Genomic DNA, 13,162 nt, shown 5'->3' on the forward strand with positions numbered 1-13,162 from the left:
TTTCCAATTCTGTGAAAGGTTATTTCGCATTTATTATTAGTCCTCCAAAGAAATCTTTAACAAAAGAATGTTTTTAGTATTTTCGTCAGCCATTACCCGTTCATCAACGCAACAGCCGCAAACGCCAATTACACCGTCATCGTCGCAAATAACAGGAATGCTGTTTCTTTTTTCAACATCTACACAAACCTCGTTAAAAAGCTTTTTTAACGATTTTGAACAATCTCTGCCTGCAGGAGAAATCCTGTCCCCTGCCTTTCTGTAACGAGCATAGACATTACCGATTATTTTATCACAATCAAAATATATGTCAAATTGTTTGGTGTAAAATTTACAGTTAGTTAAAAAATCCTTATAATCTATTACAGATTTATTTACAATTAGTTGTTTTTCTTCGTTGTAACATAGCAAAGCATAACGAACAGAGTTTTTATCACATACTACAAAGCCGTTGCCTGCAATTTGATATTTGCCGTAATTACTTATACAATTCAAAATTCCGTTAAGATGTAATTCGTCAACCGAGACATCAAACGAATTCAAATATTTAATGATTACTCTTTTTAATATTGCAGGATGTTGTTTTTTCAGTCTGTCCGTAATAAGTCTTCCGTCACTAAAGCAAATGCTGTATGCTTCTTCAACACATATACTTAAAAAATCCTCATCCTCGTTTACGCTTGCAATCATTCTTGACACGGCATCGGTAAATAATGGGTTGAGCTTTTCAAGCTGTGGAATAACATTGTGTCTTATATGATTTCGACTGTAAGCCACGTCGCTGTTTGTACTGTCAATTCTGTATGGGATTGATGCCAATTTGCAGGCATTTCTTATTTCGTCAGCGGTACAGGAAAGAAGCGGTCGAATAATCCTTCCCCGTACTGCAGGAATACCGCACAGGCCTTTTGCAGACGTACCTCGAGCCATTCTGAAAAGAACCGTTTCAACATTATCGGAAAGATTGTGTGCAGTAGCAATTTTGTCAGGATTGAATGATTCGAAAAATTCATAGCGCCTTTTTCTTGAATACTCCTCAATTCCCATACCGCACTTTCTTGCTTCTTCAACAGCATTAATTGACAGCGAGCTGAAATCTAAGCCTTTGTTAATGCAGTAATCCTTTACAAAGGCAGTATCATCAAGTGATTCCTGCCCTCTGATACCATGTTCAACATTGGCAACGGTGAGCCGTAGGTTGTACTCATCTTTTTTGGAAAGCAGGTATTCAAGCAAGACAATTGAGTCTGCTCCGCCGGAAACGCCTACAACCACATAATCGCCATAAGAAAGCATATTGTATTTTTCAACTAATTTGTCAGCCTTGGCTGTAATCTCTAACATTGTCAATACTTCTAAATCTTGTAAATTCTTTATCAAATGTAAGCTGAATTGTACCTACTCCGCCATGACGGTTTTTTGCAACAATCAGCTCTGTAAGGTTTTCGTCTACATTCTCACGCTCTTCCTCGGACATCTCGCTTCTATAATAATCGGGACGGTACAAAAACATAACAATATCTGCATCCTGCTCGATAGAGCCTGATTCACGAAGGTCGGAAAGCTGCGGAGTATGAGTTTTGCCCCTACCCTCTGTACCACGGGAAAGCTGTGCACAACAAATAACCGGAATTTCCAAATCCTTTGCCATCATCTTTAGGTTTCTTGTAATTTCGGATACCTCCTGTACTCTGTTTTCCTTATGTACAGCGGACTGAACAAGACCTAAATAGTCAATTATAACACAATCAACATTTTTCAAACGTCTGACAACAGACTTTATTTCCGGAACGGTAATTGATGATGTATCATCAAGATAAAGCTCAACATCGTGGAATGATGAAAGGGCATTTCCAAGCCTTATCCACTCATCCTCGGAAAGCTCACCTGTTCTAAACTTTTGTGATTCAATTCCTGCCTGTGAGGCAAGCAATCTTTCTGCAAGCTGTTCCTTTGTCATCTCAAGAGAAAAGAAAAGACACCGCTTTCTTGCACCCATGGTGATGTTTTGCGCAAGGTTAAGCGCAAACGATGTTTTACCCATAGCGGGACGGGCACCGATAAGAATAAAATCAGATTTGTTAAGGCCTGTAATATATTTATCCAAAAGCCCGAAGCCCGTTGGAATGCCAAGATAATCCTGCTTGTTTTCGCCTGTTCTGTTTTTCAGTTCAGGGTAAACCTTACCCATAATTACATCGGCAATTTTTTCAGGACCCTTGCCTGTTTTTCCCTGACGAATATCATATATTCTTTGTTCAGCGCTGTAAATAATGTCTCCGGCGGAGCCTGCTCCGGCGGTTGCGTCCTCAATTATACTTTGAGAAACCTGAATAAGATTTCTTAAATAGTATTGCTCCTGAACAATTTTTGCATATTTCTCTATATTAGCAGTTGACGGCACAGAGCTTGCAAGCTGCATAAGATATTCCTTACCGCCTGCCATATCATACTTGCCATCCTTTGTTAGCGCATCAGCAATAATTACAGGGTCGATAGCCCCTCCGTTATTGAGGAACTGATAATCCATAGCGCTGTAAATTGCCTTGTGCTGGGGAAGATAAAAATAATCCGCATGCAAATACATATTAGCATCTGCCATACACTTATTGTCAATCAATATACTTCCCAAAACACTTTGCTCTGCTTCAAGATTATATGGTAATGTAACATTTAATTCTGCCATATCGTTATCCTTACAATTCAGTTACCTGAACGCTGATTTGAGCAACAACGCCCTGATATACCTTTACCTCTGCCTTAACAGTGCCAAAGGCTTTAATATCGGTCATTGTAATCTTTCTTTTATCAATATCAATGTTAAGTTCTTCCTTAATCTTTGCGCAAACATCCTTTGATGTCACAGAGCCGAAAAGCTTGCCGTTAGCTCCTGCCTTTGCCTTTAAGCAGAAGGTTTTGCCGTTAATTATTTTCTTTATTTCCTCTGCAGCCTTAATTTCCTCTGCCTTGTGGAATTTCTTTGATTGCTCCTTGGTATTAAACTCGTTCATAGCAGTTGCATTTGCTTCAACAGCTAATCCTTTGGGGAACAAAAAATTTCTTGCATATCCGTCACTTGCATTAACCAATTCGCCTTTTTTGCCAAGCGACTTAACATCTGCTTTTAATATAACCTTCATAATTTTTCAAAGCCCTTTCTAATAATTTATATTTCCATAAATATAGGTAATATCATCGGTGAACGCTTTGTCTTTTCATACATAAGATGAGAAATCTCATCGCGAAGCTTTGTCTTTACCGAATTCCAATCGTGATACCTATTATCATACTGTTCATCTATAACCCTGCAAGCAAGATCTCTTGCAGCATTCATCAAATCCTCGTTGTCCTTGACATATACAAAGCCACGGGAAACAATGTCCGGTCCGGATACAACATATCCGTCGTGAGCATCAATGGTGGCAACAACAATGATGATACCGTCCTGTGATAAACGCTTTCGGTCATTAAGAACAACATTGCCGACATCGCCTACGCCAAGACCGTCAACATAAACATCACCTGCAGGAATATTGCCCGCTTTTTTAATATAGCTGTCGGTCAGTTCAACGGTTTCACCTATTTCGGAGATATAAATGTTTTTATCTTCAATACCCATAGCACGAGCGAGAAATGCATGCTTCATCAAATGCTTTTGCTCACCGTGAACAGGAATGAAATATTTTGGCTTTACAAGACCTATCATAAGCTTTAGATCCTCTTGACAGGCGTGTCCCGATGCGTGAACCTCGTACATTTTTTCGTAGATAACCTCTACTCCGCGCTTCATCAAAGCGTTAACAACAGCACCAACCATTTTTTCATTACCCGGAATAGGTGTTGCCGAAATGATTACGTAATCATTAGGTGTAATTGTAACCTTGCGGTGCTCACCCATTGCAATCTTTGTAAGGGCAGACATCGGCTCGCCTTGAGATCCTGTTGTAATAATAACAAGCTTATCATCGGGATAGCTTTTAATTGTGTCGATCGGAATAAGAATATTCTGCGGAACGTTAAGGTATCCGAGCTCCTCGCCTACCTTTACAAGATTTTCGAGGCTTCGGCCGATAACGGCAACCTTTCTTCCTCTTGCATTTGCAACATCTATGATTTGCTGAACACGGTGAATGTTTGATGCAAAGGTGGCAACAATGATTCTTTTACCCTTTGCCTTGCGGAACAAAAGCTCAAAGCTTTCACCGACGTTCTTTTCGCTCATTGTATATCCCGGTCGCTCGGCATTTGTTGAATCCGAAAGCAAAGCAAGAACACCCTTTTTGCCATATTCGGCAAAACGAGGTAAATCTATCATATCACCGTCAACGGGAGTTGTATCGATCTTAAAGTCTCCTGTTTGAATGATAATACCGGCAGGACATCTTATAGCAAGTCCTACTGCGTCCGGTATTGAATGATTTACATGAATAAGCTCAATATTGAATGAGCCGAGTGTTATGTTATCTCTCGGTTTGATTTCAACAAGCTTAACCTTATTTAGTAAGCCGTGTTCCTCAAGCTTTCCTTTGATAAGACCTATTGTAAGCTTTGTTGCATAAACAGGTATATTAACCTGCTTTAGTAAGTATGCAAGACCGCCTATATGGTCCTCATGACCGTGAGTGACAATAATACCTCTGATTCTGTCGCTGTAATTTACAATATGTGTAAAATCAGGAATTACAAGGTCAACGCCCGGTAGCTCTGCTGTTGGGAATGCAAGACCGCAATCCACAATGAACATATCGTTCTTGTACTCATAAAGAGTCATATTCTTTCCAATTTCGTTCATACCACCCAAGAAAGAAATACGAACCTTCTCCTGCTCTACGTGAGGAGTAGAAACGGATTTCTTTGGTGCCTTTTTCTTGGTGTAATAACGACGTTTAGAATTCCGCTTTCTGTCGTCGTTTGATGCAGGCACCTTTTTTTGATTTGTCATTAAATAATGAACCTCCTGTTTTATAATATTTTTCCGCATACATAATTAAATATATTTTAGATTATTATTGCAGTAAAGTCAAGAACTATTAGTACAATATCTATATTGATTATTTGCAAAATTAATGATAAAATATACTCGGTGATTATATGAAAAGCATAAATATATACACAGACGGAGCCTGCAGCGGTAACCCCGGACCGGGAGGCTGGGGTGCCGTGCTTGTTTATAACGGAATAGAAAAACAGCTTTCAGGCGGAGAAAAAAGCACTACAAACAACCGTATGGAGTTAACCGCAGTAATAGAAGCCTTAAAAGCATTAAAGGAGCCCTGCAACGTTACTTTAACAACCGACAGCAAATATGTCTGCGATGCAATTAACAAGGAATGGGTTTTTGGATGGCAAAGGAATAATTGGCGCAAGGCAGACAAAAAGCCTGCACTAAATGTTGATTTGTGGGAGCAGTTGCTTGAGCTACTTAAAATCCACAATGTTGAATTTGTTTGGGTTAAAGGCCACAACGGTCACAAGTATAACGAGATTTGCGACAGGTTGGCAGTTAGTGAATATCAAAATATGGCATAAAAATAGACCGTTGTAAAAACGGTCTATTTTTGTATTATAACGTTTTATCTGTATGTTACGCCCTTTTCGTTCATATACTTTTCATCTGCCGGGAAGTGATTCTTGTAAATAATATCAAGAGAAGCATTCTTATCCTTGATGATAGCAACGTTAGCATGCTTAACATCAATATGAACATTCATAACATAATCAGCCTCTACAATTTCCTTATTGGCAACATTAATCTTGATTGTACCTGTACCGCCTGCATAGTTTACAACAAAGTTTTCATCAATAGTGCCTTCAGAGAATGAAAGAACACTGATGCTGTTAACAACGCCCGAAATATCACCAAGTACATTAAAGAAACGTCCCTGTGAATCTTCAGCCGGCATTGCAAGAAGCTGTGCCTTTGGCTGAATTACCAAAGTAATTGTACCGTCGCCGTTATCCGTTACATTGCAGGCAAGAACATCCTCAGCAGTAAGATGAGATACTGTTCTGTCAACGTCTCCGTTTGCAGTTTCCTGCTTATCATGCTGTGGCTCCATAGAGTTACCCGGTGTAAGGCTCTTAACACCACCGTTGAAAAGATTATCGAGAATACCGGGAACAAGCTTGTTAATAGTATCGTTTGACTTGCCCTCAACAAGAAGGTTTTCAATAGTAATTGATTCGTCACCGAGCATCTTATACATAGTGATAGGGTTACCCTCATATGCGCCCGGAACAGTTAATGTCTTTGTGTGATTGTAGCATTCAACATAATAATTAACAACATCTTCTGCTGAACCAAACTCAACTCCACCGTATGTACCTGCCTTGAATTCGTCAATTACAGGCTCGTCAACAAATTCTGCCTGAGCTGTTTCCTGAACTGCAACCTTAGCAGGTGAAACAATCACAATAATTACTGTTGCAATTAACAACAATACCAAAACAATAGAAAGGAATCTGTTAAACTTTGCAAGTGCTGATTTATCTTTTACCTTAGCCATTTATATATTTCTCCTTAATCAGAAAGATATTTCTACTATATAATACATTAAAGTTGAAACAAATTCAACATTTTTTTTCAAAAACATAAAAATATGTGTTATAATACTGTTAAAAAACAGAAAACGGAGCACATATGGAACTGAAAACGATAGCAAAAATAGTAAATGATTTTGACGGTAAATTTGCTGTGCCGAGGCAAAGCGGACTTGCAAATGAGCTTATATCAAGGATAATTTTTGAAAAGGAATATTCAAACGAGGCAGGCTTCAAAAGAATTGAGGAATACTCTCACCTGTGGCTCATTTGGGGATTTAGTCTAAATTCGCACGAAGCATCATCTCTGACAGTCCGTCCGCCGCGCCTCGGAGGGAATGAACGTGTCGGTGTGTTTGCATCAAGATCACCGTACAGACCTAACCCAATAGGTCTTTCAAGTGTAAAGCTTGAAAAAGTTGAAAAGGACGCAAACGGCAATGTATCACTAATTGTCAGCGGAGCAGATCTTGTATCGGGCACACCCATATACGACATCAAGCCGTACATAAGCTTTACAGATTGCCACACAGATGCGGTATGCGGATACGCGGATGAAAAAAAGGAATACTGCCTTAAGGTTGACATTGCGCAAAATTTACTCAATATGATTGACGAGAATAAGCGAAAACCTCTATTAAGTATATTATCAGGTGATCCGCGCCCTGCATATCACAATGATGACAGGCAATACGGTTTTTCCTTTGCGGGAATGGAAATAAAATTTTGTGTTAAAGGAGATACACTAACTGTTTTGGAGATAAAAAATGGATAACAATGAATTGCTTAAAAAGCGTATATCGGAGCTTTCTAACAGAGCATTTGAACGAGGATATACAACATACACAGACTTTTTGAACATACAGGAAATCGGCATATTAAGCAGCATAAAAACAAACAGCGTTGCAACCCTATACGGTGGATATACCAATGCAGAAAGATGTATTTGTGCCTTTAGTGACAGAGAGGTTTTCACCCACCCTATCACCTGCATCAAGGCTGAGCCGTTAAATCAAAAGTTTTCCGATAAGCTTACTCACAGAGATTTTTTAGGTGCTTTGATGAATCTCGGTATAGAACGCGAAATGATTGGCGACATAAAAATAATAGATAATGTCGGATATATATTTTGTATAGACAGAATAAGTAATTATATAGTTGAAAATTTATCATCGGTAAAGCATACATCAATTAAATGCACCGTTGCCGATGCAGTTCCGGAAATACTTAATGAATTACCCGAAGAAACAGAATTTATTGTTTCTTCATTAAGGATAGACACGGTATTATCGGCGGTGTACAAAATGTCGCGAAGCTCCGCATCACAGCTTATCAATCAACAAAGGGTTTTCATTAATTCCAACATAATATACAAGGATTCTGTTTTGTTAAAGGACGGAGATGTTGTATCCGCAAGAGGATACGGCAAATTCATTTATTCCAAAGCAGTAAATGAAACAAAAAAGCACAAGATTGTTGTTGCAATAAGATTTTACAGATAAAAACGGCCTCGGGATATCCCGAGGCAGTTTATCTTTTTATACTATGTTAAAATTATTCAGCATCTGCCTTCTTTTTACCGTAATCGGATTCGGTGTTAATTTGAGCTGTAACGGTATCAGCCTGGAAAGCCTTTGAAGGATCAAAGTCTTTTTCGGGGAAGATTGCATTAAGAAGAATACCTGCGATAGAAGCGATTGCAAGACCTGAAAGTGTAATTGTTGTTGTGCCTACATTGAATGAAATACCTGCAGAGATACCAAGAGCACATACAAGAATTACAGCTGCAACGATAGTGTTACGAGCCTTTGAGAAATCAACCTTTGCCTCAACGATGTTGCGAACACCGACTGCCGAAATCATACCGTAAAGAACGAATGAAATACCGCCGATAACTGCTGTTGGGATAAGGTTAATAAGAGCAGCAAACTTTGGTGAGAACGAGAAAAGAATTGCAAAATATGCCGCAATACGTACAACCCTTGCATCAAATACCTTTGAAAGAGCAAGTACGCCTGTATTCTCGCCGTATGTAGTGTTTGCAGGAGCACCGAAAAGTGACGCAAATATTGTTGCAAGACCGTCGCCGAGAAGAGTTCTGTTGAGACCCGGATCCTGAATAAAGTTTCTGTTTGTTGTAGCGGAGATAGCCGAAATATCACCGATATGCTCCATCATTGTAGCAATAGCGATAGGAACGATAGCGATAATTGCAGATGTCGCAAGTCCCTTATCTGATACACCGCCAAATACTGTTGAGCTCCAATCGATAGGATTGCCGATCCATGCAGCATCCTTAAGAGCCTGAAGCTTTGCGGAATCAAATAGAAGCATATTTGCATTGCCGTTAATAGCGATATATTCTGCGCCTGTTTCGGCATCAACGAACGGTGCACCGACTGTTACGGCAAGTACAGCGGCAACTGCAACGGCACCGAGAAGACCGAGAAGGATAGGAATAATCTTAACCATACCCTTACCGAAAATGTTGAAAAGTACAATAAGAATAAGTGCTACGATAGCAATAATCCAGTTTGTTTGGCAGTTTGTAACCGCAGAGCCTGCAAGTCCGAGACCGATAGCTATGATGATTGGTCCTGTAACAACAGGCGGGAAAAGCTTCATAACCTTATTGATGCCTGCAAGCTTAATAAGCAGTGAAAGAACAATGTAAAGAACACCGGCACACGCTACACCGAGGCAGGCATACGGAAGCGATTGCTTAACGTCTAATCCTTTTTCTGCGCCCATCGCGATAACTGCAAAGTAACCGCCGAGAAAGGCAAATGATGAGCCAAGGAATGCAGGAACCTTAAACTTTGTTAAGAGGTGGAACAAAAGTGTTCCGAGACCTGCAAAAAGCAAGGTTGTCGAGATTGATAATCCGGTTAAGAGCGGAACTGTTACGGTTGCACCGAACATAGCAAACATATGCTGAAATCCGAGAACAACCATCTTTGGTGCACCAAGCTGACGTGCATCGTATATTGGCTCTTTACCAAATTTGATTTTTGTTTTAGCCATTATGTAATCCTCCAATTGTAATTATATACTAAATTTATTTAGTACCGAAAATTCTGTCTCCCGCATCTCCGAGACCGGGAATAATGTAGCAATTTTCATTAAGCCTTTCATCAAGAGCAGCGCAGAAAATATCTACATCGGGATGTGCCTTTTTAAGAACCTCAAGACCTTCCGGAGCGGCAATAAGACACATAAAGCAAATCTTACGCGGATTTCTCATTTTAATTTGAGAAATAGCATCAACGGCAGAACCTCCTGTTGCAAGCATTGGGTCAACAACAAAAACATCTCTTTTATCGATATCTTTTGGGAGCTTGCAGTAATACTCAACAGGGGTGTGAGTTGTTTCATCGCGATAAAGACCGATGTGACCTACTCTTGCACTTGGGACCATCTTTAAGCAACCGTCAACCATACCCAATCCTGCACGAAGAATAGGAACAAACGCAAGCTTACGGCCTGCAAGCTGATTGCATTTTGCAATACCGCAAGGTGTTTCAACCTCAACAGTTTCCATAGGCAAATCTCTTGTAGCCTCAAACATCATAAGCATAGAGATTTCGTTAACTAATTCTCTAAAATCCTTGGTGCTTGTCTCTTTGTTGCGGAGAATGCTCAACTTATGCTGAATAAGCGGATGATCAAAAATTACGACTTTTCTTTCCATAAATTTACTCCTTTAGACAATTTTATCTATAACATAATATCAAAATCGGGTTTTGTTATCAATAATGGTTACATAATTGTAATAAATATCAGTGCAAATATTTTTTAAGATACTGACCTGTGTAGGAGCCCTTAACTCTTGCAACCTCCTCAGGTGTACCGACAGCAACAATCTGTCCACCGCCGTTACCGCCTTCGGGGCCTAAGTCAATAATATGGTCACAGCATTTGATAACATCAAGATTATGCTCAATAACAAGCACAGTGTTTCCGCCATCTACAAGCTTATTTAACACATCAAGAAGCTTTGACACATCGGCAGTGTGAAGTCCTGTTGTTGGCTCATCAAGGATATAAATTGTCTTGCCTGTCGAGCGCTTTGCAAGCTCTGTTGCAAGCTTAACCCTTTGTGCCTCACCGCCCGACAGAGTGGTGGCAGGCTGTCCAAGCTTAATATATCCAAGTCCTACATCGGAAAGAGTTTTAAGCTTTCGGGCAATTTTCGTGTGAGTTGAGAAAAACTCAAGAGCCTCGTCAACCGTCATTTCAAGAACATCGAAAATAGTTTTGCCCTTGAATTTTACATCAAGAGTTTCCCTGTTATATCTTTTGCCGCCGCAGACCTCGCACGGCACATAAACATCGGCAAGAAAATGCATTTCGATTTTTACAATACCGTCGCCCTGACACGCCTCACATCTACCGCCCTTAACATTAAACGAAAACCTGTTTGGACCGTAGCCCTTTGCCTTTGCGTCTGCTGTAGATGCATACAAATCACGAATATCATTAAACACTCCTGTATATGTTGCAGGATTTGAACGAGGAGTTCTGCCGATTGGCGACTGGTCAATATCAATAACCTTATCAAGAGCATCTACGCCCTTCATTGAAGAAAACTTACCTGTATGTTTTTTTGCGTGATTGAGTTCATTGCACAGGTGCTTAAATACAATCTCATTAACCAACGACGATTTCCCCGAGCCCGAAACACCTGTTACTGCAACCAATTTGCCAAGAGGGATTTCCACATCAATATTTTTAAGATTGTTTTCTCTTGCGCCAAAAACGGTAATTTTTTTGCCGTTACCCTCTCTTCGTTTATCGGGAACGGATATTTTTCTTTTTCCGCTTAAATACTGACCTGTAATGCTTTCCTCACAATCCATAACCTCCTGCGGAGTTCCTGCTGCAATAAGATGTCCGCCGTGTACTCCGGCTCCGGGACCGATGTCAACAAGAAAATCTGCTGCTCTCATTGTGTCCTCGTCATGCTCAACAACAATCAGCGTATTGCCTAAATCCCTAAGGTGTCGCAATGTATCAAGCAGCTTATCATTATCCCTTTGATGAAGTCCGATAGAAGGCTCATCAAGAATGTAAAGGACGCCCATAAGCGAGGAGCCTATCTGTGTTGCAAGACGAATACGCTGTGCCTCGCCGCCCGACAAGGTGCCCGACTCTCTTGCAAGGCAAAGATAATCCAAGCCAACGGAATTAAGAAACTTTAGCCTTTCTTTTATTTCCTTAATAATCAGCTTTCCTATCATCTGCTCCTTTTCGGTGAGTACAAGATTGCTGATAAAATCAAGCTCATCAGCTACCGACATAGAGCAAAATTCATATATATTCTTGCCCCCGACGGTAACAGCCAATGCCTCTGCCTTTAGCCTTGAACCTTTACATTCGCTGCAGGTACATTCACGCATGGTTTCCTCTATTGCCGAGCGAGAGTAATCAGATGTAGTTTCGGTATATCTACGCTTTAGATTATTAATGATACCCTCAAATTCACTCAAGTATGTTCCACTGCCGTAAGATGTAACGCGTTTCATCTTTAGCTTTTTGTCGCCCGTACCGTAGAGGATAGCATTCATTCCCTCATCATTAATCATTTCAACAGGCATATCAAGCGAAAAATTATACTCCTTTGCCAATGCGTCAAGATACATTCTTGCAATAGAGCTACCCTCTGCAACATTCCATCCGCTTGCCTTAATTGCACCTTGATTAATTGACATCTTTCTGTCGGGAATTATGAGCTCGGGATCAATTTCCTTAAATGTACCAAGACCGTCACACTTTTTACAGGCACCGAACGGATTATTAAAGGAAAACATTCTCGGACTCATTTCATCAATAGATACACCATGCTCCGGACATGCGTAATTAAGAGAGAAAAGCTCCTCCTTTTCACCTACTATATCAACAAGCAATAAGCCGTTGCTTATTTTTGTAGCAGTTTCAACGCTGTCACTCAATCTTGACTGAATTCCATCCTTAATTACAAGGCGGTCTACAATAACCTCTATGTTATGCTTCTTTGTTTTTGAAAGCTTAATATCATCTTCAAGTTCAACAACCTCACCGTCTATACGGCATCTGACAAAGCCTTGCTTTCTTATATCGTTAATTTCCTTTACAAACTCCCCTTTTTTGCCTCTTGCAATTGGAGATAAAATTTGTATTTTTGTGCGTTCGGGCAAGTGCATAATCTTGTCGACTATTTGATCAACGGTTTGCTGAGTAATCTCTCTGCCGCAAACGGGACAATGAGCAACACCTATCCTTGCCCAAAGTAAACGAAGATAATCATATATTTCTGTTACGGTACCCACAGTAGAACGAGGATTCTTTGAGGTTGTTTTTTGGTCAATGGATATTGCAGGAGAAAGCCCCTCAATGTAATCAACATCAGGCTTGTCCATCTGTCCCAAAAACATACGCGCATATGATGACAGGGATTCTACATATCTTCTCTGTCCCTCTGCATAAATGGTATCAAAAGCCAATGAGGATTTGCCCGAACCTGAAAGCCCGGTAAAAACCACAAGCTTATCCCTCGGGATTTCTATATCTATATTTTTAAGGTTATGCTCTCTTGCACCCTTAACAACAATGTTTTTTATCATAATTACTCCTCATCACTAAA

The 13,162-nt window shown here is 40.1% G+C and carries 11 protein-coding genes; 3 read left to right on the forward strand and 8 right to left on the reverse strand.

Annotated features, from left to right (window positions below; all coding sequences use genetic code 11):
- Positions 1–36: 36 nt before the first annotated feature.
- From tilS to Q0P34_RS03620, 4 genes are read right to left on the reverse strand one after another with little or no spacing between them, the layout of a single operon-like run.
- Positions 37–1,344 (reverse strand): tRNA lysidine(34) synthetase TilS, encoded by a 1,308-nt coding sequence (tilS, locus tag Q0P34_RS03605; RefSeq protein ID WP_294953004.1) that lies wholly within the window; start codon positions 1,342–1,344, stop codon positions 37–39.
- Positions 1,319–2,686 carry a replicative DNA helicase gene (dnaB, locus tag Q0P34_RS03610; protein ID WP_294953007.1) on the reverse strand — a complete coding sequence of 456 codons (1,368 nt, stop codon included), beginning with the start codon at positions 2,684–2,686 and terminating at the stop codon, positions 1,319–1,321. Before dnaB ends, tilS begins: the two co-directional genes overlap by 26 nt.
- 10 nt (positions 2,687–2,696) lie before the next feature.
- On the reverse strand, positions 2,697–3,140 hold the full coding sequence (rplI, locus tag Q0P34_RS03615) for a 50S ribosomal protein L9 (RefSeq protein WP_294953009.1): 444 nt from the start codon (positions 3,138–3,140) through the stop codon (positions 2,697–2,699).
- Between the two features lie 26 nt (positions 3,141–3,166).
- Positions 3,167–4,942, reverse strand: a complete 1,776-nt coding sequence (locus Q0P34_RS03620; RefSeq protein WP_294953011.1) for a ribonuclease J — start codon at positions 4,940–4,942, stop codon at positions 3,167–3,169.
- A gap of 149 nt (positions 4,943–5,091) precedes the next feature.
- On the opposite strand from Q0P34_RS03620, the gene rnhA reads away from it, so the two are divergent.
- Entirely contained in the window at positions 5,092–5,529 is a 438-nt protein-coding gene (gene rnhA / locus Q0P34_RS03625) for a ribonuclease HI (RefSeq protein ID WP_294953013.1), read from the forward strand.
- 44 nt (positions 5,530–5,573) lie between these two features.
- On the opposite strand, the gene Q0P34_RS03630 is transcribed toward rnhA, so the two are convergent.
- Positions 5,574–6,506 (reverse strand): hypothetical protein, encoded by a 933-nt coding sequence (locus Q0P34_RS03630; protein ID WP_294953015.1) that lies wholly within the window; start codon positions 6,504–6,506, stop codon positions 5,574–5,576.
- A 134-nt stretch (positions 6,507–6,640) separates the two neighbouring features.
- Between Q0P34_RS03630 and tsaA the strand changes: the two genes are divergently transcribed.
- Both tsaA and Q0P34_RS03640 read left to right on the forward strand, forming a co-directional pair.
- Positions 6,641–7,315: a tRNA (N6-threonylcarbamoyladenosine(37)-N6)-methyltransferase TrmO gene (gene tsaA / locus Q0P34_RS03635; protein WP_294953018.1), complete on the forward strand. Its 675-nt coding sequence runs from the start codon at positions 6,641–6,643 to the stop codon at positions 7,313–7,315.
- Positions 7,308–8,042 carry a YlmH/Sll1252 family protein gene (locus Q0P34_RS03640; protein ID WP_294953021.1) on the forward strand — a complete coding sequence of 245 codons (735 nt, stop codon included), beginning with the start codon at positions 7,308–7,310 and terminating at the stop codon, positions 8,040–8,042. Before tsaA ends, Q0P34_RS03640 begins: the two co-directional genes overlap by 8 nt.
- Before the next feature lie 52 nt (positions 8,043–8,094).
- Here the strand turns inward: Q0P34_RS03640 and Q0P34_RS03645 are convergent, their stop codons facing one another.
- The 3 genes from Q0P34_RS03645 to uvrA all read right to left on the reverse strand — a co-directional run bounded on the left by Q0P34_RS03645 (position 8,095) and on the right by uvrA (position 13,142).
- The gene (locus tag Q0P34_RS03645) at positions 8,095–9,564 is read right to left on the reverse strand and encodes a solute carrier family 23 protein (RefSeq protein ID WP_294953023.1); all 1,470 of its coding nucleotides are present in this window, start codon (positions 9,562–9,564) and stop codon (positions 8,095–8,097) included.
- A gap of 34 nt (positions 9,565–9,598) precedes the next feature.
- Positions 9,599–10,231, reverse strand: coding sequence for a uracil phosphoribosyltransferase (gene upp / locus Q0P34_RS03650; protein WP_294953026.1), 633 nt, complete (start codon positions 10,229–10,231; stop codon positions 9,599–9,601).
- A gap of 88 nt (positions 10,232–10,319) precedes the next feature.
- On the reverse strand, positions 10,320–13,142 hold the full coding sequence (gene uvrA / locus Q0P34_RS03655; RefSeq protein ID WP_294953028.1) for an excinuclease ABC subunit UvrA: 2,823 nt from the start codon (positions 13,140–13,142) through the stop codon (positions 10,320–10,322).
- Positions 13,143–13,162: the final 20 nt, after the last annotated feature.

The organism is uncultured Eubacterium sp., from assembly GCF_945980375.1.
Lineage (GTDB): Bacteria > Bacillota > Clostridia > Oscillospirales > Acutalibacteraceae > Eubacterium_R.

Coding starts and splice junctions, on each gene's coding strand:
- tilS (WP_294953004.1), bottom strand. CDS start 1,344: ATGTTAGAGATTACAGCCAAGGCTGACAAATTAGTTGAAAAATACAAT.
- dnaB (WP_294953007.1), bottom strand. CDS start 2,686: ATGGCAGAATTAAATGTTACATTACCATATAATCTTGAAGCAGAGCAA.
- rplI (WP_294953009.1), bottom strand. CDS start 3,140: ATGAAGGTTATATTAAAAGCAGATGTTAAGTCGCTTGGCAAAAAAGGC.
- Q0P34_RS03620 (WP_294953011.1), bottom strand. CDS start 4,942: ATGACAAATCAAAAAAAGGTGCCTGCATCAAACGACGACAGAAAGCGG.
- rnhA (WP_294953013.1), top strand. CDS start 5,092: ATGAAAAGCATAAATATATACACAGACGGAGCCTGCAGCGGTAACCCC.
- Q0P34_RS03630 (WP_294953015.1), bottom strand. CDS start 6,506: ATGGCTAAGGTAAAAGATAAATCAGCACTTGCAAAGTTTAACAGATTC.
- tsaA (WP_294953018.1), top strand. CDS start 6,641: ATGGAACTGAAAACGATAGCAAAAATAGTAAATGATTTTGACGGTAAA.
- Q0P34_RS03640 (WP_294953021.1), top strand. CDS start 7,308: ATGGATAACAATGAATTGCTTAAAAAGCGTATATCGGAGCTTTCTAAC.
- Q0P34_RS03645 (WP_294953023.1), bottom strand. CDS start 9,564: ATGGCTAAAACAAAAATCAAATTTGGTAAAGAGCCAATATACGATGCA.
- upp (WP_294953026.1), bottom strand. CDS start 10,231: ATGGAAAGAAAAGTCGTAATTTTTGATCATCCGCTTATTCAGCATAAG.
- uvrA (WP_294953028.1), bottom strand. CDS start 13,142: ATGATAAAAAACATTGTTGTTAAGGGTGCAAGAGAGCATAACCTTAAA.